16 protein-coding genes are annotated in these 22,621 nt (G+C 55.9%); 9 read left to right on the plus strand and 7 right to left on the minus strand.

Annotated elements, in window-relative coordinates; all coding sequences use genetic code 11:
• The 4 genes from ACUW6V_RS17345 to ACUW6V_RS17360 all read left to right on the plus strand — a co-directional run bounded on the left by ACUW6V_RS17345 (nt 1) and on the right by ACUW6V_RS17360 (nt 5,531).
• Nucleotides 1-1,257, plus strand: coding sequence for an SLC5/6 family protein (locus ACUW6V_RS17345; protein ID WP_174263431.1), 1,257 nt, complete (start codon nt 1-3; stop codon nt 1,255-1,257).
• A gap of 570 nt (nt 1,258-1,827) precedes the next feature.
• On the plus strand, nt 1,828-2,598 hold the full coding sequence (locus ACUW6V_RS17350; protein ID WP_015387267.1) for an AAA family ATPase: 771 nt from the start codon (nt 1,828-1,830) through the stop codon (nt 2,596-2,598).
• Between the two features lie 361 nt (nt 2,599-2,959).
• The gene (locus tag ACUW6V_RS17355; RefSeq protein ID WP_454038696.1) at nt 2,960-4,906 is read left to right on the plus strand and encodes a methyl-accepting chemotaxis protein; all 1,947 of its coding nucleotides are present in this window, start codon (nt 2,960-2,962) and stop codon (nt 4,904-4,906) included.
• A 223-nt stretch (nt 4,907-5,129) separates the two neighbouring features.
• Nucleotides 5,130-5,531, plus strand: coding sequence for an Exc2 family lipoprotein (locus tag ACUW6V_RS17360; protein WP_454038697.1), 402 nt, complete (start codon nt 5,130-5,132; stop codon nt 5,529-5,531).
• A 39-nt stretch (nt 5,532-5,570) separates the two neighbouring features.
• Here ACUW6V_RS17360 and ACUW6V_RS17365 read toward each other — a convergent pair whose 3' ends face one another.
• Complete coding sequence (locus ACUW6V_RS17365) at nt 5,571-6,167, minus strand: glutathione S-transferase family protein (protein WP_454038698.1); 597 nt, start codon at nt 6,165-6,167, stop codon at nt 5,571-5,573.
• Between the two features lie 583 nt (nt 6,168-6,750).
• Here ACUW6V_RS17365 and guaD point away from each other — a divergent pair.
• Nucleotides 6,751-8,067, plus strand: a complete 1,317-nt coding sequence (gene guaD / locus ACUW6V_RS17370) for a guanine deaminase (RefSeq protein WP_454038699.1) — start codon at nt 6,751-6,753, stop codon at nt 8,065-8,067.
• Between the two features lie 21 nt (nt 8,068-8,088).
• Here the strand turns inward: guaD and ACUW6V_RS17375 are convergent, their stop codons facing one another.
• Nucleotides 8,089-8,889 carry an MBL fold metallo-hydrolase gene (locus ACUW6V_RS17375; RefSeq protein WP_454038700.1) on the minus strand — a complete coding sequence of 267 codons (801 nt, stop codon included), beginning with the start codon at nt 8,887-8,889 and terminating at the stop codon, nt 8,089-8,091.
• A gap of 293 nt (nt 8,890-9,182) precedes the next feature.
• Here ACUW6V_RS17375 and ACUW6V_RS17380 point away from each other — a divergent pair, with 293 nt between their 5' ends.
• The 4 genes from ACUW6V_RS17380 to ACUW6V_RS17395 all read left to right on the plus strand — a co-directional run bounded on the left by ACUW6V_RS17380 (nt 9,183) and on the right by ACUW6V_RS17395 (nt 12,697).
• Nucleotides 9,183-10,841 (plus strand): methyl-accepting chemotaxis protein, encoded by a 1,659-nt coding sequence (locus ACUW6V_RS17380; protein WP_454038701.1) that lies wholly within the window; start codon nt 9,183-9,185, stop codon nt 10,839-10,841.
• 283 nt (nt 10,842-11,124) lie between these two features.
• Nucleotides 11,125-11,394, plus strand: coding sequence for a hypothetical protein (locus ACUW6V_RS17385; RefSeq protein ID WP_007873284.1), 270 nt, complete (start codon nt 11,125-11,127; stop codon nt 11,392-11,394).
• Between the two features lie 12 nt (nt 11,395-11,406).
• Complete coding sequence (locus ACUW6V_RS17390; RefSeq protein WP_105622955.1) at nt 11,407-11,976, plus strand: histidine phosphatase family protein; 570 nt, start codon at nt 11,407-11,409, stop codon at nt 11,974-11,976.
• A 46-nt stretch (nt 11,977-12,022) separates the two neighbouring features.
• Nucleotides 12,023-12,697: an SDR family oxidoreductase gene (locus tag ACUW6V_RS17395; RefSeq protein WP_454038702.1), complete on the plus strand. Its 675-nt coding sequence runs from the start codon at nt 12,023-12,025 to the stop codon at nt 12,695-12,697.
• 6 nt (nt 12,698-12,703) lie between these two features.
• Here the strand turns inward: ACUW6V_RS17395 and ACUW6V_RS17400 are convergent, their stop codons facing one another.
• The 5 genes from ACUW6V_RS17400 to ACUW6V_RS17420 all read right to left on the minus strand — a co-directional run bounded on the left by ACUW6V_RS17400 (nt 12,704) and on the right by ACUW6V_RS17420 (nt 22,495).
• Nucleotides 12,704-15,865 carry a helicase-related protein gene (locus ACUW6V_RS17400; RefSeq protein WP_454038703.1) on the minus strand — a complete coding sequence of 1,054 codons (3,162 nt, stop codon included), beginning with the start codon at nt 15,863-15,865 and terminating at the stop codon, nt 12,704-12,706.
• Entirely contained in the window at nt 15,858-17,675 is a 1,818-nt protein-coding gene (locus tag ACUW6V_RS17405; protein WP_454038704.1) for a phospholipase D family protein, read from the minus strand. Before ACUW6V_RS17405 ends, ACUW6V_RS17400 begins: the two co-directional genes overlap by 8 nt.
• The gene (locus ACUW6V_RS17410; RefSeq protein ID WP_454038705.1) at nt 17,669-18,892 is read right to left on the minus strand and encodes a DUF6361 family protein; all 1,224 of its coding nucleotides are present in this window, start codon (nt 18,890-18,892) and stop codon (nt 17,669-17,671) included. Before ACUW6V_RS17410 ends, ACUW6V_RS17405 begins: the two co-directional genes overlap by 7 nt.
• 94 nt (nt 18,893-18,986) lie before the next feature.
• Nucleotides 18,987-19,961: a tyrosine-type recombinase/integrase gene (locus ACUW6V_RS17415; RefSeq protein WP_454038719.1), complete on the minus strand. Its 975-nt coding sequence runs from the start codon at nt 19,959-19,961 to the stop codon at nt 18,987-18,989.
• Between the two features lie 1,298 nt (nt 19,962-21,259).
• Complete coding sequence (locus tag ACUW6V_RS17420; protein WP_142408014.1) at nt 21,260-22,495, minus strand: MDR family MFS transporter; 1,236 nt, start codon at nt 22,493-22,495, stop codon at nt 21,260-21,262.
• Nucleotides 22,496-22,621: the final 126 nt, after the last annotated feature.

The raw sequence follows: 22,621 nt of genomic DNA on the forward strand, positions 1-22,621 counted from the left end.
ATGACAATATCAACCACTACGGACAGCAGCCTGCCTGCCCGTACCGGCTGGACGTTCAGAGATACCCTCTGGATGCTGGGCGTTTACGGCGCCACCGTCGGCGCAGGGACACTGTTCCTTCCTGTCGAAATCGGCACGCGCGGCCCGCTGGTTTTTCTTTTACTGCTGGTGCTGGGCATTCCCCTCTCGCTGGTGCCGCATGTGCTTATCTGCCGTGTATTTATGCGCGACAACCAGCCCGATGACGGTACGTTACCGCTTTTTGGTGCCTTTTTCGGCGCTAAGGGGAGAACGGCAATCCGTGTTTTCTTCTGCGTCGCCCATTTCCCGGTCACCCTGGTCTATGCCATCTCGCTGGTTAACGCGCTCTCAGATTTTCTGGTTAATCGTCTGCATTTTGCCCCGGTGAACCGCGCGCTGCTGGCGTTTATTGTCGTTGCGGCTTTATTCCTGGCGCTCAGTAAAGGCCGTGACAAAGTGGTGAGCATGATGGGCGCGCTGGCGCTGCCGTTTGCGGTGTCGCTGCTGCTGATAGCGGTTATCCAGATCCCCGCCTGGAGCCTGGCGAATTTCAGTATGCCGCTCATCCCGGCGGGCGAAGGCGCGGGTGACGCGTTTAAAAATATCTGGCTGACGCTGCCGCTTATCTCTTTCGCGCTCTGCTCTGCGCCGCTGATTGCGCCGCTGGCGTCGTATTATCGCGAGAGTGGTCATGGCGGCGAGATGAAGTCGGTGCGGGTTGTGCGTGTGGCCTATGCGCTGATCATTTTCAGCATCGTGTTCTTTGTGCTGAGCTGCCTTCTCGCGAACCCTCCGGCCACCTTCGCCCGGGCGAAAGCGGAAAACCTCAATATGCTCTCGGTGATGCAGAGCCAGGGCGGCCTGGATCTGCTGTTTATGATCGCGCCTTTTATTGCCATCGTCGGGATGACCAAATCGTTTCTTGGCGTGTGCCTGCCTGTTGCGGAAACCATTACGGCGCTGGTGGCCGGGCACGCAGGCATGAAGAAACAGGCGAAGACGCTCGCGTTCCTCGCGATGTTTATCGCGACATTCGGCGTGGTGGATCTTAACCCGGACGTGATTACGCTGATTGAGACAGTCTGCGGGCCGCTGACCGCCATCTTTCTGTTCCTGATCCCGACGTACCTCATTTACACCCGCGATGCGCTGCGTTCACTGCGCGGCCCGACGGCTGTCATGGTCGCCACCGGCGGCCTGCTCACGGTGTCCGCGCTGCTTTACAGTACGTTCTGATACGCGATTTGCATCTTATTGCGCAACAAACCCTGCTCCGGCAGGGTTTTTTCTGTGTACGCATGGCAGGTTGCGGCCATTTCGTTGCCGTCAGTGTTTAACCGCGTCAAAAAATAACCGAACAAATTACCGCTTTATTTCCGGAATTAATACTGAGGAAAATCTTAATTCGCCGATTCACGGGATAAGGAATAACTTATTTATCGATAATTATTTCGGCGGTTGACGGCTTTAAGATTTTTGCCTATCTTCACGCTAAATCAAATTTTAGTGATACTTAATTATCAAGTTTTCCTGATGCAATCTCGTCGGGTATTGATGACCTGCAAGCCTGACGGGAGATGCAAAACCTACATGGGGTATTCAACGGGACGCTTTTAACATCGTAATGCGCAGAAAAGACACGTAAAAACGCAGGCAGAAATGACTCTGGCGTCGGATAAACCGTGTCTGCTCACTGGCGCCATCATTATTCTTAAAGATAAAAGCGTAGCGCGATCAAAGGCCTTATTCCGTAATGAATGAGGCCGGGATTATTACATTTGTAATTACACGCTTAAGGAAAATAAAATGACACCACCTAACAATTTGTTCACGATTGAGCCACAACATGACAGGAAGGCGTTTTATTCCGGGCTGGAAGAGAACGGCATTCACGCCACCGATTTGATGGCTATGCTTGCGGTCGGAAATATTCCTGACGTGATGTATCGCGAAACGGAAATTCTTTCGGCGCTGGCAATTCTGTCATGCCGTAATACCAACAGTCTGGTGGTATCGGGAAATGAAGGGGTTGGCAAATCCTGTTTTGTCCGTAATCTCTCGCGTTACCTGTTGCAGATCCAGCCAGGGTGCCATCTGGCTGAAATAAATATGGTGTCGCTGTTTGCCGGGAATGCCAGTGAGGAAGAGATAGAGAAAAAGCTGGCACTCGCCGTGGCGCTTGCCGGGCGGTACAAGGTCATACTGTATCTGGATGGCACGCACGCGTTCACGGCGGAAAACGACGAGATGTCGCCGGGAATGCGCTTACTGAACTTGCTTAAGCCGTATCTGATGACGCCGTTCCGCTGCATTATTTCCGCGCCCTGTGAAGCGACGGAAAAACTGAAAAATGACGCCACGTATAAAAAACGCTTCCGCTATATCACACTCTGTTCGCTGAACGGAATACAAAAGAAAAATGTGATCTTACATCGTTTTGGCCATTCGCCTTTTATTGAAGATGCGCTGGCGGCGTCGGGCGGTGAAACCCGGGAATTACATCAGCTTATTGAGAATATCGATTATCTTCAGTCGCTTGAACGCGTAAAAGCGAAACTGGAGTTTGTTGAGTCCTGATCGTGCGGGCGCGGATGCCCATCGTTTTATTGCCTGCGGAACGCGCGCTTTGTAAATATTTAAGATTTAACTTATGCCTTAAGTTTCCCTTAAGGTTATGGCGCTACGATAGCATCATCAGGAAAAGGGGCACCTTAGCCAATATTCTGTTTACGGGCCGCTGCGATGTCAGGCGGCCCGCTTTTTTTTCTGAATCCAGTCTGTTTCCCTTCTCGTTGATCGTAATACGTTTCCCCGTTTCGCTTATTCCGACCCGTTTGCGTTAAGAAAATTTAATGGCCTGTACGCATAAGGCTTCCTGGATAGTTGCCGATAGTGAGTAATTATGTCCCGCCTTTCTGGCGGCGTCCGGGAGAAGAGAATGATCGCTCAGCATCCTTCGAAAAGAAGGCTTAAGACCAAAACCCTCATGCTGTTATCGATTTTCGTCACGATAACCGCAGGCTTTGGTATCACGATGGGTTTACTGCTCTGGCAATCTATGTCGCAGCAGGAATATGTCGCGAAAAAACACCTGCAACAAATTGCGCAAACGGAAACCTTAGAGGTGAGCCGTCGTCTGGATTCGGCGTTAACCGCCGCGCGCGATGTGGGTATCAGCGCATGGTCGCTGCGTGAGTCCGGGCTTAACGATCGTAAAGGCCTGGAGCAGCTATTAGTCAGCTTTCTGCGTGCGCATGATGATTTTTTATCGATGTCACTGACCTTTGAACCCAACGCGTTTGATGCCAGCGACGCTGCCTTTGCAGGGCAGGCGGGCCAGGATCCCAAAGGGCGCTATGCGCGTTATGTGGATCGTGACAGTGCAGGTAACCCGGCGCTGCATAACCTGGTGGATTATGAAACGCCCGGTAGCGGTGACTATTACGTTCTCCCGCGCCAGCGCCAGAAAGATGTCATCATCGAGCCGTACATTTACCCGTACAACGGCGTGGATGTGATGCTGACCTCGATCGCCGCCCCGATAATGCGCGACGGCAAATTCCAGGGCTCGGTGACGTCCGATTTCTCTCTCGAAACGCTGCAAAAAATGGTGGGCGCGATCAAACCCTGGGATGGCGTGGGCTATGCGCTGCTCCTCTCGGCTGACAATAAAGTGATCTCCGCGCCGGATAAAGCGACTATCGGCAAGCCTTATAAGGGCACTGTGACGGGCCGCGAAGTGATTCGCTATGACGATCCGGTGCTGGGCGAACCGGCGTTTATCACCTGGAATACCATTGCCGTGGGCAACAGCGGCACGCCGTGGAAGCTTGCCGTGGTCACGCCGGTGAGCGTGGTGATGGCCGAAGCCTGGCAGGGGCTTATCAATGCCCTCATTCTGATGGTGCTGAGCATCGCGGTTGTGAGCCTTGTGGTGGCGCTGGTCTTTACCCGCAAAGTGGCGCGCCCGGTGGGCGGCGAGCCGCTGGAGGCGTCCGAAATTGCGCTTTCTGTCGCGCATGGCAACCTGAATAACGCGATTCCTGTACAGCAGGGCGATACCCGGAGCATCTTTTATGCGTTAAGCACCATGCAGTCGCGGCTGCGCGAGATTGTCGGCGATATCAGCGACGCCAGTCATTCCGTGCGCGCCGGCAGCAGTGAAATCGCCGCAGGCAATACCGATCTCGCCTCCCGCACCGAGGAGCAGGCGGCGGCGATTGTCGAGACGGCGGCCAGCATGGAAGAAATTTCCGCGACGGTGAAAAACAACGCCGAAAGCGCTTCACGCGCCATTGTGCTGACGGAGCACGCGAAAGATATCGCCGGTGCGGGCGAAGCGCTGGTCGATCGCGTGGTGCATGTGATGTCACAGGTGGATGAGAGTTCGCAGAAAATCAGCGACATCACCAGCATCATCGACAGCATCGCCTTCCAGACTAACATTCTGGCGTTGAACGCGGCCGTGGAAGCGGCACGCGCCGGTGAGCAGGGACGCGGTTTCGCCGTCGTGGCCGGTGAAGTCCGCACGCTCGCGAGCCGCAGCGCCAACGCGGCGAAGGAAATTTCGCAACTCATCGCAGAATCGACCGGTCGCGTCGGGCAGGGCGTAACGCTGGTCAATGAAACCGGCTCGACGATGAAACAGATAATCGAAGCCGTGACCAGCGTTCACCTGGCTATCAATGAAATCGTGCGGGCGCTGGATGAACAGACCCGCGGCGTGGATCAAATTAGCGTGGCGGTGAATCAGATGGACAGCGTGACGCAGCAGAATGCCTCGCTGGTGCAGCAGGTGTCGGCCGCGGCGATGTCGCTTGAAGAGCAGGCGAAAGCGCTGGAGACCGCGCTGGCATTCTTCAGTACCCGCCAGCAGAGGGGCTGACGACGTAATACTGCTGATAAGCCGTGCAGGGCTCACCCTGCGCGGCTTTTTTATGGGCATCGGACAAATGCATGTCTTTTGAGTCCGCGCAATCCCCTGATTCGGTATGTATTAACCCTGTATTCAGCGCGGTAATATTTATCGCTTGATACATGGGGTTAGCGCGCAAAAGCAACATGCGCCGTGCCTCAACACGATAAACAGACAACTTCAGGAAGAAAATATGAGGCGTTATGGAGTGGTAGTCATGGCTGTGGCTACGCTGTTAGCAGGATGCACGGCCAGAACGTCGCCGGAAATGCACGCGCGCCACTATGTGCTGCAGGGTATGGAATCACACGACGCGAATTTAAGGGTCGATAAAGCAGGCAGCATCGCCGCGTTTCTGCCGGCATTTACCAGCGTCTACAATCAGGGCAAAACGGATAAAGCACAGGGGCGCGACATCGCTTGGGCAGAGCGTCAGGCGAAGGCTTACCGTGACGATGCCTGCGGTATGCAGACCACCAGTGAATTTGCCAATCATCGCGGCCAGTTTCTCGATGACAACACCAGCCCGCGCGAAAAACGGATGCTGGGTGACGATTTGGCGCAAACCTATCTGGACGGCTTTTACGGCCGGTGAGGGCATACGCGGTGGCGATAATATACCGGCTGGCCGTCATCACTGGTTATTTCGCTGCTGGGCCTGGATAAACGCGGGACGGGAAAAGGCGCGATTCACGTAATTTTCGAGCGTCTCGCCAAGCGGAATACCCCCCAGTTTTGCCCAGAAAAGCGTATGCGACATAAAAATATCGGCCAGCGTAAAATCATCGCCCGCTATCCACGGCGCGTTGTCCGCCAAATCCACCATCGCCACGGCTTTTGCGGCTTCGGTTTTGAAGTAATGTGTCAGTGCGGCGGACCGCTGCGCTTCCGGCACAAAAATCATCTGTTTAAGTAAATTCCATACCGGCGATTCCAGATCCGTTAAGGCGAAACTGATCCAGCTGTTTATCGCGGCGCGTCGGACGGGATCGGCGGGAAAAAGCGCGGTGGCAAGCTGTTTTTCGCAAAGCCAGGTGCAGATGGCAAGGGTCTCGCAGATGGAAACGTCGCCATCTGTCAGAAACGGGACTTTACCGCGCGGATGCGGCGAGGGTACTTCCGGGGCGTCGCAAAGAATATCGGTTTTGATGGACTCATACGGCATGCCCAGTTCTTCAAGCGTCCAGAGTACCCTGAGCGAGCGACTCTTGGGATAAGTATAAACAATCATGGAACGTCTCCTGTTAGCGTCGTAGTTGCGTAACGTTTACGCTTACTGACGGCAATACACTATCGATGTTGTCAGTCACCATTACCAGTAAAAGCACACTACAAACGGCATGGTGATAGTTACAACATACAATTCAAACATGCTGGACCGCTACTGAAACCGTAGGCGCCGTTCTGAAGCCTTCGTGTCGCTTCCGGCCACGGTTGTGGCGTCAGATTCACTCCTGAACCCTTGAGTGCGCAATTGCCCATTGCCGGGCCGCCCGCGCCCGCCCGGAGGGCGGGTAAACCAGATTCGCTTGAATGTATGTTGTAACTACACCGCCAGGCGGCTCCTGCGGACCCGCAGGCCGGAGATACGGCCTGACTCCGTCAGTCCCACTCCGAAGGTGTAGTGAAACCATTAATCCGCTGCACGGTTTTTGGCTTAGCAGGGTAGAGGCACGCCGTTTCAGCCTGTGCGCCGGACATGACGTGCGCCATCGCAATGCCCTTCAGAGAGAAAATCCTATACTACGAGAAGTGCATTAAAACCCATCAACAGAGAGTCGCAGAAGAAAAAAGACAGATTGCAGGAGGTGATGATGTCAGCAGAACAGACCTTAAAAGCCGTGCGCGGCAGTTTTATTGATTTCACAAGGACCGCTGAAACGCCTCAGGAGATAGCACCGGCGCTGCGGTTTATGGAAGACGGCTTACTGCTGATTCGTCACGGGAAAATTGAATGGTTCGGTGAGTGGGAAAAAGGAAAACAACAGGTTCCGGATACGGTCCGCGTGCGTGATTACCGCGGAAAACTGGTGGTGCCGGGCTTTATCGATACGCATATTCATTACCCACAGAGTGAAATGGTCGGCGCGTACGGCGAACAGCTCCTCGACTGGCTCAATAAATATACGTTTCCCGCCGAGCGACGCTATGAAGATCGGGAATACGCGCGCGAAATGTCCGCTTTTTTCATCAAGCAGTTATTACGAAACGGCACCACGACGGCGCTGGTTTTTGGCTCAGTGCATCCGCAGTCGGTGGACGCGCTGTTTGAGGAAGCCAGCCAAATCAATATGCGTCTCATCGCCGGCAAGGTGATGATGGATCGCAACGCGCCGGACTGGCTGCTGGATGATGCGCAAAGCAGTTATGAACAGAGCAAGGCGCTGATTGAACGCTGGCATAAAAAAGGGCGGCTGCTGTATGCCATCACGCCGCGTTTTGCCCCGACGTCGACACCGGAACAACTGGCAATGGCGCAGCGCCTGCGCGAAGAATATCCGGATACCTGGTTCCAGACGCATTTGTCTGAACATCAGGCTGAAATCGAGTGGGTGAAAACGCTGTATCCGGAGCGTGACGACTATCTGGATGTGTATCATCACTATGGCCTGACCGGGCACAACTGCATCTTCGCGCACTGTGTTCATCTTGAAGAGCGCGAGTGGGATCGCCTGCGTGACACGGACTCCAGTATCGCTTTCTGTCCTACTTCCAATCTCTATCTCGGCAGCGGTTTGTTTAATCTGCCAAAAGCGTGGCAGAAAAAAGTGAAAGTCGGAATGGGAACGGACATCGGCGCGGGAACCACGTTCAACATGCTGCAAACGCTGAACGAGGCATACAAAGTCGGGCAGTTGCAGGGCTATCCGTTATCCGCTGACGAGGCGTTCTATCTTGCCACGCTCGGCGGCGCGAAAGCGCTGGGGCTTGATCATCTTATTGGTAACTTTATGCCCGGCAAAGAGGCCGATTTTGTAGTGCTGGAGCCGACCTCAACGCCGCTACAGCAGCTCCGCTATGACAATTCCGCGAGCCTGTTAGATAAGCTTTTCGTGATGATGACGCTGGGTGACGATCGCGCGATATACCGCACCTATGTTGATGGTCGGGTTGCGTATGAACGGGCCTGAGCGTCACGAAATAAAAAAGCGTTAATCCGCGCGATTGAGACACGCCACATATTTTTCCCCCGAACGGCGCACCCGCTCGCTGGCGTCGGCAGTGATTTCACGGCCTTCAAACGCGCCCCATAGCGTCGAAAATGACACGCCTCGCAGCCGGTCTGTCATCGCGCTGACGGTGGCGGCCGGTAGCGGCAGCATATTCGGGTAACTCCACATAAATGAGACGCTGTCCGCGCCCGGCGTCACCTGCAAAATATCACCGGTCAGCAGCAGGCCGTCGCCGCGCGCGTCATGCAGTACGCAGCCACCGGCAAAATGGCCGCCGAGGCGAATCACGCGGATATCCTCAGCCAGCGTCAGTTCATCTCCCTCCCAGAGCCGGATAAACGGGCTGTCGCGCATTATCCATTCGCGGTCGCTGGCATGCAGATACACCGGCGCGTTAAAGGCGGCCGCCCAGTCCTGCATGGTGGTGTAAAAGTGCGGATGCGAAATGGCAATGGCCATCAGACCGCCCAGCGCGGCAATCAGGGTTTTTGTGGCGTCATCCAGGGTGGCGACGCAGTCCCAGAGAATATTTCCCTGCGGGGTACGCAGCAGAAACGCACGCTGGCCAATCGCAAAATCCGGCACCGTCCGGATGCTGAAAAGATCCGGGGTATGCTGCTTCCATTTATTGGAATGGGTCGCCAGCAGCGCATCATGGTCCACCCATTGCTGCCCCGTTACCGGAACAAACTGCCGCTCATCGTCGCAAATTTTGCAGCGTTGCGGCCGGGCATTGTCCACCTGATATGACGTGCCGCAGGCGTTACACAGTGTGATCACAAAGGCCTCCTGAGGTGTGGCGACGCCAGTGCAACGGCGCACAGGCTTTCGCTTACTGACATAAACCTTAGAGCAAAGCGCCGTGGCGAGCCTAAAAAAGCACCGCAACGAATTCCCACACAATTGCCAGGCCATTACTTTAAGAAATTTAATGTTTTGTTAATCATGGGCATACGAGAAAGCGTCTGCCGGAGGCTAATTATTGCATGCCTGGCTGCCGATATTCGTTGTGCCGGTTTGATTTAAGCACTGGCTCCATACAGCAAAAATAAGCATCACCGAGGAAACACTCCATGTCCATTACACAACGTCTTATGCTGACGTTTTCATTACTTTCTGCCGCACTGATCGCTATGGTGATTACGTCGGTGGTGGTCGTCAGCAATTTTCAGGCAAGGTTCCAGTACGTCCAGGAAAACACACTTCCGTCGGTGCTTGATATCGGCAAAATGATTGATGGTAGTAATACGTTGATTATCTGGCTCTACCGCCACCAGAATACCGCTGACGCATCAGGTCAGGCCGAGATTGAAAAAGAGATCGATACGGTCATTAACCGCATCACCACGCAGAACCAGTTTTACCTGCAAAATGAAATCTCCAGCGAGGAAGACCGGCAGATTTCTGAAAGCGCCGGTACGCTGATTCAGACGGTTCAGTCCCGGTTACCGGCATTTTTAGAGAGCTCGCGTGCGCACAACAACGCTGTCGCGCTCGCCGCACTGCGTGATGACAACGGTGTCGGCGGTGCCGCGCGTCAGTTGATCGCGCTGTATCAGAAACAGCTGGGGGTCAACATTGACGTCGGCAAAACGCTGCGTAAGGAAAATGATAGCTCCTATTACCAGACGCTCTGGACGCTGATTGGCGGCTCGGCAGTGGTCATCCTTATTCTCGGCTTTTTCACGCTGAAGACCATCTTCTCGATTCGCAACCAGCTCAACAGCATGCGCCAGACGCTGGAAACGGCGAGCGAGCATCTTGATCTGACACTGCGCGCTGACGATTCCCGTAAGGATGAGATAGGCCAGACGGCCAAAGCGTACAATACGCTGGCAGCCAATGTGGCTTCATCACTCGCCGCTGTCGAAGCGTCCGCGCAGTCGGTCAGCTCGGCCTCCGGGCAGATCTCCGCCGGTAACGAAGATCTCTCGTCGCGCACAGAAGAACAGGCCGCTTCGCTGGAGCAGACTGCCGCCAGCATGTCAGAGCTGAGCGAAACCGTGCGTCAGACTGCGGAAAATACCCAGCTTGCGAGCCAGCTTGCGAAAAACGCGCGCGATATTTCGGAAGACAGCCAAGCGCGCGTTAATACCATGCTGACGACCATGAGCAGTATTCGCGACAGTTCCTCGAAAATCACCGACATTATCGCGATGATCGAGGGGATTGCCTTCCAGACCAACATCCTGGCGCTCAACGCTGCGGTGGAAGCCGCGCGTGCGGGCGAGCAGGGCAGAGGGTTTGCCGTGGTGGCCGGTGAAGTGCGCACGCTGGCGCAGCGTTCGTCCTCCTCCGCGCGGGAAATCAAAGAACTGATTGAGAACTCAATGCAATACGTCGAAACCGGTTCCGCGCAGGCGGAAGGCGTCGGCCAGAATATCGGCAAAATGACCGAGGCGGTGCGTCAGGTAACGGATATTGTTGATGAGATTTCGGTCGCCGCGCAGGAGCAGGCGCAGGGCATCAATCAGGTGCATCTGGCCGTCAACCAGATGGACGATGTAACCCAGCAGAACGCCGCGCTGGTCGAGCAGGCTTCGGCGGCGTCGCAGTCGCTGATGGAGCAGGCCGCATCCCTGAACCAGCTGGTTGGTGCATTTACCATCGCCGCCGCCAGTTATGCGAAAAGCGCGGCGCGTCATGTCGCCGCGCCGGTGACGCCAATCAAAACGCTGCGCCCGGTGCCCGCCGCCGCCGCGGTATCAGATAACGACTGGCAGAGCTTCTGATTAGCAGATAAAAAACGTTATTTTTTATGCCACGCCCGGTACCTGTACCGGGCGTTTTTACAGGCGGATTACCGATCATTCCCTGTATGCCCGACCGCCCTGCGAATAATTCCCCGCCACCACTTCCTCTGTTTTTCCATTCCGGCTGATGGACACTTATTCATGGTTGTATGTATCAGCGACGGTCTGCTTTTCTGCTAAAAGCGCTTTAAGGTATTCATGTACAAAATGTATTCCGCTCCGGTATGTTAGGCATAGCGCGTCACCACGACAGGAGTCCACCATGACCACATTTGTCTTCTATAAGAAAGGCACTCAGCTGTTTGCGTTCGATAAAGCCGATACCGAAAAAGCCTCGCGGCTTAAAGCCAAAGGCTATGAAAAGCAGTTCGAAGAGATTGACGCGCCCCTGGCAGAGCAGGCACTAAAGCGTTACGCGGATATCAAAAAAGAAGAAGAGATCGCTCCCTTCGCATGGGCCAGCGGAGCGATTTTCTCAGGCGTTATTGTGGTGGTACTGGCGCTGGTGGGATATTTTTTTCACGCCAGGTAAACCACCCGTGGAATGGAAGATATGGAAATTATTCTGATGCGTCACGGCAGCCCTGATATAGCGCATTCAGGCGCGATCGGCTCCCGCGATATGCCAGGCTGGATAAGCCGTTATAACGAGGCCGGTACGGGGAATGACTTACCGCCTGAGGCAAGCCGCGCGTTAGCAGCCAGAGCGGGCATTGTTATCAGCAGCGATTTACCTCGTGCCCTCTCTTCTCTAAAAACAATGGGTTGTGATCCAGTGCAAACCGATGCGCTATACCGGGAGGCAGAACTGCCGGTGCACAGTATTGACAGGCTGCGTTTGTCGCCGCTGGCCTGGAGTGGCATTTTCCGCATGTTATGGCTGTGCGGATTATCGGGCAATGCTGAAACGCTGCATGCCGCAAAAGCACGCGCGGCAATGGCTGCGCAAAATCTCGCTGCGCTTGCCGGTAACGCGCAAAGTCCGGTGCTTTTGATGGGGCATGGCATCATGAATCGTTTGATTGCCCGCAGCCTTGTTCGTCAGGGCTGGCGTGAAATCCGTAAACCGGAAAAAGGCTACTGGGGAGCAGGGGTCTACCGCCTTGCGGAGTGATTTAGCCCATCAGTATGGGTTCATTATTATTGCAGGTTAAAAAATCATGACTGTACAACATATCCTGATTATCGGCGCATCACGCGGGATTGGCCGTGGTCTGGCGAATGCTTTCGCGCAGGAGGGCGCCGACGTGATAGCGACGGTGCGTGACGCAACGCACAAAGACACCCATCCGCGTATCACAACGCAAATCGTCGATATGACCGACACGGCAAGCGTAGTCCACCTCAAAGAACACCTCAGCGCTGTGACCTTTGACGCGCTCATCGTCAACGCCGGTATTTTTGGCCCCGATCATCAGAGCGTATCGCAGGCCACCGAACAGGAGATCGCCACACTCTTTCTGACCAACGCTATCGCGCCGGTGCGACTCGCGGAGACGATGCTCTCGCAGGTCCGTGAAGGCGGTGTCATCGCGTTTATGTCTTCCAGTACCGCAAGCTTTACGAATAACGATACCGGCGACATGGCGCTCTATCGCGCCAGTAAAAGCGCGCTGAATTCGCTGGCGCGTTCATTCGCGGTGACATCGGCGCTGCCGGGTAAACGCAGCGTGCTGTTGCTGCATCCCGGCTGGGTCCAGACCGATATGGGCGGCGAGCGTGCGCCGCTAACGGTGGAGGAGAGCGCGGCAGGGCTGAAAGACGTCATCAACGCCGCGCTGGATAATCTGCAGTGCCGGTTTATCGATTATCGCGGGCAGGAGATTGCGCCGTAAACGGCGTTACGCTTTACCGGACCGGCCGGGCGGCTTAAGTGATATCAGCCCCCCGGCAAGGGCGTCTTCAGATATCGGGGCGTTATGGCTGAGACTTGAGAGTAAGTCCTCCTGTCTCGGCTGTCCGAACGCCAGGCGATACAACGCGAGCCCCTGCTTCAGTCGTTTGAGCTTGCCGGTTTCCCGGCTGTAAGGCAGCACGGGAATACGGCGCTCCACGCGCGCCGGGCCGTTCTCAAAGATCCAGTAAGGGATAAGTTCGGACTGCCCAGGCGCTCTGTCCTGCGCTGCCCGCGCAAAAAGGGTTTGCCACGGGTCGCCCGCGTTGTTGCCCTTAAGGCTCGCAATGCCATAAGCATGCGCGATATTTTTCCGCACCGCATGCCCTTTGTAGCGATGAACCCGGCCCTCGCGTTGTTCTAAATCGACAGGATTTGCGGGAAGATTCCAGTGCATCACCGCATGGCACCACGTATGAAAATCGAGCCCTTCCTGGCCAATGGACGTGGAGGCCAGCACAAACGGGCGAAACGGCGAATTGAAAGCATCGCGAACGATTTCTGCCCGTACCAGCGCGTCGTTATTGTCATCCCGGAGATCACCAAACCGCAGCGCAAAGCGGCAGCGGGTCGAAAACTCTACACGCTCAAAGCCCGCATCGTTAGCCTCCAGCGCGTCCAGATGCAGCCGGGAGACACGCAACGATAGAACAGACTGGATATGCGCGGACAGGGTGGCCACCTGTGCCGCGATGCCAGATCCCTGCACGCCAGGCGATTCCCGTAGCGTATGGACATATTCATCCAGCATGGATTGCAGATTGCCCTCAACGCCATATTTCAGCGTTAAACGCCAGTAGGTCTCCTCACTTGCGCCACGCAGCATCGCAATGGTCTCCGGCATGTTGAACAGGGTTCTGAACCCCGAGGCGATGGTCGCCGCACCGGTGAGAAGGGCCATGCTGTCGCACCCCGTCTGCGGATCCAGCCTCTGTAACGCACGCAATGCGCAGGTACCAGGCCCGCCAAGCGCGAACAGCGCGAGCACGTCCACCAGATCGTCTGGCTTCGGCCCGAGCGTAAGGCGTCCCTCGGCGGCGTCTGTCAGCTGTTCCAGATGCGCGATGAAGTGGGAGTTGTCATCCGCATCAGGCGTCACCAGCGCCCGCCAGCCTTGTGGATCTTTACACCACGCCAGTAGCCCGCCCTGCGCATCGAGCAGCACCGGCGCAGCCCAGTACCAGCGCGGATCGGCTTTGCCCTCCGCCGGGCTGGAGGGTAAAGCGGCGACAAGCGTCTCGCAGATGTCACGAGCGGCTTCCAGCACGGTTTCCAGCGGGAGCGGGCCGTTATTCCCGGCACAGGCCATCGTGAGTGGATCAATCGCCGTCGCCAGGACCGGCGAGGGCATCAGCCATGCCATGACTGGCATACCGGTCAGACGGTCATCCGCGCTGGCTTTCGCAAACCGCAACAGCGGTTTGATTTTCTGATAAAGCTCGCGATGCGTAACCGACGCGCCGCTGACCATCCGGCGCTCTGCCTCATAAGAGCAGAGCGTGGCGATAGCATCCGGCACCGCATTCCAGCAGGAGAAGATAAGCGTCTTGGTCAGATGGGTTTTCCCCTGCCAGACGCCGCCTGGTGTGTAATACGGGAGCGATGGCGGCATCCATAACAGTTGCCAGAGCCCGTTATCGATGGTGTCTTCAAAAAGAAGCCGCATCCGCGCGTTGCCGGGTTCAAGCGGCTGGTAATCATCCAGCTGACCGGGCGTCAGCCACTCATCGCGGGCCGCTCTCAGCGCCGCAGAGAGCGCAGGTGACGGCGCATCGATAGCCGCATCAAGTTTATTACGCAGCGCATAGCGCTTCAGAAAGTTGAGCAAATGGGGCGTCGATTTCCAGTACTCCACCAGATCGCCTGCGTCCACACAGGCCGCAACCGCATCAACGGCACGAATATGCCGGATATCCGTGGCCTGCAGCGGCGCTATGCGGGGAACTTCAACGAGCATGGCGTTACGGTCGCGGGTATCAGAAATCCTTTCGGTGCGGCACATCACACGCAAAAGCGCATCCTGAAGACGTGCTTTTTCACCTTCAGGCATACCGGCATGCAGTGCGGCCCGGTGAGCGGAAAGCAGCGCGCTGACGTGGTTGACCTGCGCCGGATCGCGCATCAGAAATGACAGTGTGCGGATAAAATCCGGGTAATGATCGTCTTCCCCGGTTTCGTTATCCAGCGTGAACATTTTATAAGGCGTGGCGGAAAGCAGCAGAACACGCGCCTCCTTCTGTTCAAACAGGGCCGTGGCGAGCCGCGCGGTATCGTCTTCAGCGTCCAGTAGATGCTTAAACCGCTGAAACTCATCGAGGATCACCAGGTCGGGCTTCAGGGCCTTCAGACAAACGAAAGCCAGTTTCTGACGCAGCGCCATGATAAGCCGAAGCCGTAACTGCGTATCGTCTGGCGGGATCCGGCTGCTGTCACGGTAACGTATAAACTGCTCGCAACCCTGCTTAAGCTGCGTGTAAAGCGGTTTATCGTCGAGCACTTCGCGTCGGAACATCCTGCAGAGGTCATTATCCAGTTCATCAGCCCGCAGGCCCTGCGCGGTGGCGCGCCAGCTCGCTTTTCCCATTCGCGCCTGTAGAAGATTTAACAGCCCTGTACGCAGCCGGGCGCGTCGCTCGCCCTGGCCCAGCGGGAGGTCATACAAAATCCGGTACAAAATGGCGCGCTCTCCCGCATGGCCTTCACGGCTTACGGTATGATCGAAGGTTGTGCCTGACGTCAGGCTGATAAAGTTGACTTTATTTTTGCGCAGCTCGCTGACCTGCCGTGGCAGATAGGTCAGCCGGGTAGAGAGCGAGAACCCTTCAGAGCCGCTGAGATTGAGACGTTTTTGATTCTGACCAGCAATCGCCGCGCTGGAGCAGATATAGATGATATCGACGCGATCTTTTTTATCCTGCAGATGTTCCAGCGTTCTGGCGATAACACCCCGTGCAATCAATGTTTTGCCAAGCCCGACTTCATCGGCGACAAGAAACCGCGTGGTGTTGTTTTCGCCAAACAGCCGCTCAAACACATAATCGACCGTATCACGCTGAAAATCTTTCAGCGTGGCCAGCGCTGCCTGCGCAGAAAATCGATTATCAGACATTCGCGTCCTCCATGGCGGCTTCAAATACCGTCCAGAGCGCCAGAAAATCCTCCGGGATCACCGCGTTCCGGTTTCCCTGGCGCAGCTCACCGATAAGCGACGCGATTTCTTTTAAACGTTCTGGCGTGCGGCTGGCGGCGCGTGTCAGCATTTCCAGCAGAGGAAAATCCTCGCCATCGGCAAGACGGGCCAGCCACCCGGCAGCGACTCTGTACTTTTCCTGTAGCGGCAGTGCGGGGTCATCCTGATCCAGCAATAACAGCAGATAACGCAGAAAGCCGTCAGGGTTGCTGATAACGCTTTGCAGAATAGCCGCGTTGCGCTCTGAAGGCATGCCCGTCACGGGCAGATTAAGCACAAACCGGACGCACAATGCGGGCTCGCGGGTAGTGAGCTCAAACGCCGTCAGCCCGGTGACAGCCCGCAGCGAAAACTGCCCGAGGGGGAAAGGGCCGTCAGCGCCTTCTGTCGGCAATAAAACCGCATGTTCGCCAATGAGCGTGACCGGCCACGCCTTGAGCGTCGCAACACCTTTAAACTTCGGCAAAACGCCCTCCAGCGTGAGCCGCCACTGCTCATCGTCCACCGGATCGCAGATAAGCGACAGCGGCAACGCGGCCAGTTGTGCTCTGGCGTGTTCCAGCGCCTGCGCGGCAGCCTGGGCGTTTGCATCCACCGGCGGTAACTCATCTGCCTGAAAATCCACCAGATATTCGCCCATTCCCTCTTTTCCAAGCAACGTATCAATTCCGCCGATATCGCGCTGGCGCCCCTTTAGCTCGACCAGCAGCTCAATATTTCTGGCAGCTTTTAGCGCGGCATTAGTCGCGTTGGCAGAGCCCATTACGAGGTGCGTATATAAAGAATAATATTGGGTTTCAAAAAGATACGCTTTGGCGTGCAGGCCCGTCGCGAGCGATGCCGCCATATCGACAGCGTCTGTGTCTTCACCATCGTCGGTTTCCGCAGCATCGTCTAAATGAAAGCACTGCGTGAACGCCTCCCGCGTGGCAGGTTTTAACGCTGCCAGCGCCTCCGGGCGGGAAATCAACGCCTCGGCACGCTGTGTCGTTTGTACCAGCGCGTTCAGCGCCTCATCGGAACAAAACGGTGAAATGACAGCCGTGCGCAGTGAGGCAGGCGGGATCCAGTTAAATGCCTTAATACCCGGCAGATAAAACGCGATCTCCTGAAAACCTGCCGGTAACTCCCATTCAACGCGATAAAGCTCATCAGCAATTCGCTGCGCCTGCATCGTTTTCTCATCTGCAATGCCTCTGCTTGCAAGACCCGGCAGCAGGCGCAGCAGATAAGCCAGCGGCTTATTAACCGGCCTTTTTTTGCGCCCCATGACGCCTTCAAGCTGCAGCGAAAGATCCCACGAGCGATCGGTCGTTATATTGCGGGTCAGCACCAACAGGCGGTACATCACCGTGTCCTGACCGGGAGCGACAAAACGCAACACCCAGATTTTCGGGTGAAACACACCGCCGTTGGGCGCGCTCACTTCGACAATCATCGGCTCAAGCAGACTAAATAACGGATTGGGTCGCACTATGGCAGGCAACTGAATGCGTCCGCGCTGAACATAGACCGTCATGCGTCCGGCATAACGACGCAGGGATTCAAGCATGGCAAGGCCGTCCTGTTCCGCCTGGTTTTCCATGGACATCAGTGCAAGATGCACCGGCGCTTCGAGCAGACAGGTAGGATCCAGTGAAAATGTCGTGGCCAGCGCTTCATCAAAACGCATACCCGGCGGTGGCGTCAGCGCGGCGGTATAGAGGCTTCTTGCATCCGGGCTCAGCATACCGCCTCCTGACACAGCCCCTGGTGCAAATCAGCGAGCAACGTTTTAACGGTATTCCAGCGATAATTGATCCGTCTCGTACCCGAGTGACCGCGCCATTGCTCCTGCGCGCGCTTGTTAGTGAACCGCGAGCGCGGTCCTTTTAATTTTTGTTCACGATACTGAATCAGCGCGCTGGCATCGCCCTTCAGAAGCGCGTCTGGCGTCGTGCGAAGATACCGCACCCAGGATTCGATAAAATGGCGTGTCTGCGGAGCTATCTGATGGCCTTCCCGGTGAGTAAGCGCCCACAACTCGTTTATGTTCCAGCGCGCAATCTCCGCAAGCGGCAGAGCATTGCGCCATTCCTGGAAATTCTCTTCATGAAGCTCACGCAGCCCCTCACGCTCGATCTTTTCGGCAAGCTGGTAGTTATAGGAGAGCGCCGCGCCATGCATGACTTCCGAGAAAAGCCGCGCGTGGTGAAGGATCGTCTGATGTGTCGCGGAAAAGCGACCGCTATTGGCATACTCCCAGGGATACGCGCCTGTCGGCTTATCGTCCTGTAAGGCCAGAAAGGCCAGCAGACTGTGCGGACATGCCGCCTGGAGACGGTCGCGGATGAACTCAGCCTCATCGCGAGTGAGCAGGAACGTCACCTTTTCAGGAAAGTCAGCAGGCGTCGCCGGTAACCGCGGATGCCAGTTATGCACGTTGCCGGGTTCGGTATCGGGATCATCCGCGCGATCGCGGGCGTGACGCTGCTGGCGTGCAATGCGGCGCTTCTGGCGATAGGTCTCATCGATCCGCTGGTGATACTGGCCCTGAGAAAAAGGTGTAAGCCGAATGTGCCAGGCACCAAGACCAGCCCAGTAAACGGAGCTGGGCAGACGTTTAATATCTCCACCGGCATTTTTACCGAACATCCCGTGATGGTCATCGGCCGTCTGGAGCCGTCTGACCAGTTCTCTTTCGTGCTTATCCGCCGCGCCGGCAAACTGCGCGGCAGACACGTTTTTGTCTTCCAGCGCCCGGTAAATCCAGGGAACGAAGAGCATGTAACGCAGCCGTGTCTGGATGGTGCTGGTGCCGGGAAAAAGTAAGTCCGCGAGGCTATCCCGCACCGTGCCGATGCCGAGTTCATCCCGGCTCTCTTTTTCCTGGAACTGTGCGAGGATGCGAAGTGTGCGTTCACGCGCGCGGCTGTCGTGGTCAATCCATGTCAGTGTTGAAACCATGCCTGTCCCTGGTTTTGGAAGTTGAGAAAGTGTTGAACGATGATGGTGAGCGTAACATTTTGCCGGGCCACGCAATGGGCCGTTAACCGCTTTTTTAAAGCTTAATTTTGCCTGCCGCGCGGCGCAGGCGGGCATCGCCACGGCGGTCATATTTTTGTGTTGTCGTGACGCTGGCATGGCCCATTGCGTCGCGTACCGTTATCAGATCTTCGCCGTTATCGAGCATCATGGAAGCGAACGTGCGGCGAAGATCGTGCGGTGCGCAGTTATCAATGCCGCACTGCATACGGCGTTCGTTCAGAATATGGTACACCGCCTGTGGGGTCAGGCGCTCAGACGTGACATCGTCACCCGCGCGGATGCGGGTGAAGAGCGGGCCGGGGTGTTCGCCGCGTACGCTGTCAGTCCAGTGCCGGAGCCGCTGCCAGACGGTGCCCGGCATAAATGCCAGCCGCTCTTTGTTTCCTTTGCCGAGCACGCGCAGCGCCTGGTCCTGCTCAAGAATGCTCGCATAATCCAGCCCGACCACTTCCGAACGGCGCAGTCCGCAGCCCAGCATTACCGCCAGCATCGCCGCGTCGCGCGGGCCTTTACAGCTTTTGTCCTGCTCGCAGAGCGAAAACAGCGCGCGCACTTCTTCCGGAGTTAATGCACGCCCGCGGGTGAGACGACTACCGCGTACCGCCCGCACGGCAAGGATTTGCTGATAGCTGTCGGTGTCCATCAGCTTCATCATCCATGCCTCGCGCGCGGTGCCTTTCAGGGCAGACAGATAGGTATTGATGGTGGCAGGTGCGCGCCCGGAAGCCGAAAGCATCTCCAGCAGTCCTTGCACATGATGGCGACGCAGGCTGCCCCACGGGCAGTGCTGCAACGCGCGAGCACCGAGCATGCCTGCGACGATATGCAGGAAGGATCGCATGGTCTGGCGGCTCGCGGCGGAAGGCAGGCTTAAAAGATAGGCCATCGCCGGGTTGAGGGGCCGCGCCTCGTCACCCACCGACAGCGCATGGGGATCGAGACCTGAAAAAGCGCCAGGCAGTAGATTGTCGTCAGGCAGTTCCGTCATCATCCCCTCGTAAACGCACGCAGCCGCGATGTTGCGCCTCGTAAAAAGTAGCAGGATTATCCCCTTAAGCGTGCTTTTCGGTAAAGCTACTTTTTCAAAGGTACATTTTAATAAGTAGTAATCTACATAGGCGGTATCGTGGAGGAGAACAGAAAGGGCGGAAACAGCGGATCATCCATTTTTGCTATGACAACCGAACGCAGGGGTTATGGTAGCGTAAATCAGCAGGCGTTTTTTTCACCAACATGGACGTGCATAACAAATAACCTCAGGATAAAACCTGCGCCGGTTTAACGTGCTATTGATAATGGATTGCGGCACAGAATATTATTAAACGCAGACTAAACAGCCATGAAAATAATAAAGATGCATCTGTAATATAGATTCATGTATGATATACCGTCATTATTAAAATAGTCGCACCATCAGGAAGGTTATCGTCAAAATGACCATAGCATTGATCGTCTTTTTGGTTGTCATCATCGGCTATGCTTTTTATAAGCATACTGTTCTGGTGAAATCGCGTACGCTGCCTTCACGCGGCGGCAAGCGCCGTTAAACACTCTCCCGGAAGCGTTATCATGGCTGATGACGCTTCCGCTCTCTCATTAAATCTCCTTTTTTCATCCACTTATCTGTATCTTCTTTAGTCACCATGGTGAAATAACGTACGGCTTTTATTACCTCACCCATTATTCCCTTTATTTAAAACACAGTTTTAGAACTTATTGAAAAGGTTATATCCTGCCGTCTTATTTAAAAAAGCATCGAGATATTGTCAGGAAAGTATCACTAAAGGTAAGTCTGATTAAAAAACACAAAAATAAAGACATGTGAGGATTTAAAGATGAGACCGGTTTCAGAAACCAAGAAAATTCTTAAGCGTTTCTAATATTATTCTGCTGTTTTTAACCATTCATAAAAAGTAAAGGGAGACGGCAGGCATCAACGCCTGGCATGGTGTGTGTTTATGCGCTGCGATCCGTCACTGCCAACAGTCACGTCCTGGGATCCCGGCGCGCCTTGTGGATGATAACTGGCCTGATAATTTGCACCTGAACGTTCTCTTCAGGCAGCCGACGCTGGACACGGGCGTGTACAGCGAAAGATTAATTTTGTTAAAGATAAGTTACTGTTTGACCTGTTCCGCTAAAGCGTAACCATAGTGCACACATAGTTTTTAAAGAAGCCAGCCGTTGTGTGGTTTCACCGCCGCCATAGCGGGTTAACAGCCCACGGAACCGCTTAAAACGTGACAATGTCACTCAGCGGGTAATATTCCTTCTCTCGACTGCGCCTTAGCCTTTCGGCGCGTAGAAGCGACACAGCACGGCCATCGCCAACGCGCTGCACAACGGAAAGACCGCCAGCAGCAGCCACGGCACCGCCGCCTGCGGGCCGGCCGTCAGCGCGTTATCCAGCGCGTCGCCCAGCAGAAAATTCCCGGTCAGCACCGCCACGCCGCCCATCGAGGCCAGCGCGCCGTAGTGCGCGCCGAGATTACGGCCCGCCGCGAAACGCGGAACCAGATCCATCCCCACCGGAACGATAATCATCTGACCCAGCGTCAGGAGCGTCACCATACATGCTGCAGGCAACAGCCGCAGCCAGCCCGCGAAAGGCGGGAGCGGGGCAAACAGCGCCACGCTGACAAACGAGGCCGCCAGCAGCCCGAAACCGAGCGGTAACATACGCGCCGCCCCGAAACGGCGCGAGATCCGCGCGAGCGGCAGTTGCAACGTGATAATCAACAGCGAGGCGAGAATAAAGAGCGGCCCGAGCGCGGCATCGCTGCTGCCGGAGCGGCGCAGCTCCACCGGCAGCGCCAGATAAAGCTGGTTATAACTGTAAAGATACGCGCTGTAGGCGAGGATAAACGCGACAAAGCGCGGCTGATGAAAGGTCTGCCACCAGGGAACAATCTGCAGCGGGCCGTCGCGATGCGGCGTGCGCGGCAGCAGTATAAACAGCGCCACCAGCGCGACAATAAATACGCCTGCGCCTGCGAGCGCCATCGTTTTAAAACCAAACCCGGCCATCAGCGAGCCAAGTACCGGGCCGAGCACCGCGCCCAGCTCGCCGCAGACGGCAAAGAGCGCGAACCACTCGGCGCGGCTGCGCCTGCCTTCCGCTTCGCTGCGCGTGCCGGCCTGCGCCAGCAGCGATTCAATCGACGGCGAAAACAGCGCGCCGCCAACGCCCGTCAGACACGCGCCGAGTACCACCGCCCACAGCGATCCGCCCATCGCCAGCAGCAGATAGCCCGTAATACGCACCACACAGCCGCACAGGATAATGGCGCGCGCGCCGTAGCGGTCGGAAAGCGCGCCGCCCAGCAGAAACATGCCCTGTTGTGAAAACGTGCGCAGCCCGATGATAGTGCCGATAAGCCCACCGGAGAGCAGCATGTCATCGCGCAGATAAATCGCCAGGAACGGCACCACCGCGTAAAAACCGATGTTAAATACCAGCTGGCTGGCGGAGAGCAGATAAGGAGAAGTATGCCTTGCGGCATGGGGTGCATGAGTGGACATGAAAACCGCATAACTGTTCAGAAAAAGTGAGGGCTCTCTTAAAACATATTTACGCCATATCTGGCAACTTTCGCCTGACGAAAACCGTCAACGAGCCGATATTGACTTCCCGCAGGCGCCCCGGTA

The organism is Cronobacter sp. 153480017-3 (genome assembly GCF_053627815.1).

Coding starts and splice junctions, on each gene's coding strand:
- ACUW6V_RS17405 (WP_454038704.1), bottom strand. CDS start 17,675: ATGCTGAGCCCGGATGCAAGAAGCCTCTATACCGCCGCGCTGACGCCA.
- ACUW6V_RS17395 (WP_454038702.1), top strand. CDS start 12,023: ATGACTGTACAACATATCCTGATTATCGGCGCATCACGCGGGATTGGC.
- ACUW6V_RS17415 (WP_454038719.1), bottom strand. CDS start 19,961: ATGACGGAACTGCCTGACGACAATCTACTGCCTGGCGCTTTTTCAGGT.
- ACUW6V_RS17400 (WP_454038703.1), bottom strand. CDS start 15,865: ATGTCTGATAATCGATTTTCTGCGCAGGCAGCGCTGGCCACGCTGAAA.
- ACUW6V_RS17360 (WP_454038697.1), top strand. CDS start 5,130: ATGAGGCGTTATGGAGTGGTAGTCATGGCTGTGGCTACGCTGTTAGCA.
- ACUW6V_RS17380 (WP_454038701.1), top strand. CDS start 9,183: ATGTCCATTACACAACGTCTTATGCTGACGTTTTCATTACTTTCTGCC.
- ACUW6V_RS17385 (WP_007873284.1), top strand. CDS start 11,125: ATGACCACATTTGTCTTCTATAAGAAAGGCACTCAGCTGTTTGCGTTC.
- ACUW6V_RS17345 (WP_174263431.1), top strand. CDS start 1: ATGACAATATCAACCACTACGGACAGCAGCCTGCCTGCCCGTACCGGC.
- ACUW6V_RS17355 (WP_454038696.1), top strand. CDS start 2,960: ATGATCGCTCAGCATCCTTCGAAAAGAAGGCTTAAGACCAAAACCCTC.
- ACUW6V_RS17410 (WP_454038705.1), bottom strand. CDS start 18,892: ATGGTTTCAACACTGACATGGATTGACCACGACAGCCGCGCGCGTGAA.
- ACUW6V_RS17390 (WP_105622955.1), top strand. CDS start 11,407: ATGGAAGATATGGAAATTATTCTGATGCGTCACGGCAGCCCTGATATA.
- guaD (WP_454038699.1), top strand. CDS start 6,751: ATGTCAGCAGAACAGACCTTAAAAGCCGTGCGCGGCAGTTTTATTGAT.
- ACUW6V_RS17420 (WP_142408014.1), bottom strand. CDS start 22,495: ATGTCCACTCATGCACCCCATGCCGCAAGGCATACTTCTCCTTATCTG.
- ACUW6V_RS17365 (WP_454038698.1), bottom strand. CDS start 6,167: ATGATTGTTTATACTTATCCCAAGAGTCGCTCGCTCAGGGTACTCTGG.
- ACUW6V_RS17350 (WP_015387267.1), top strand. CDS start 1,828: ATGACACCACCTAACAATTTGTTCACGATTGAGCCACAACATGACAGG.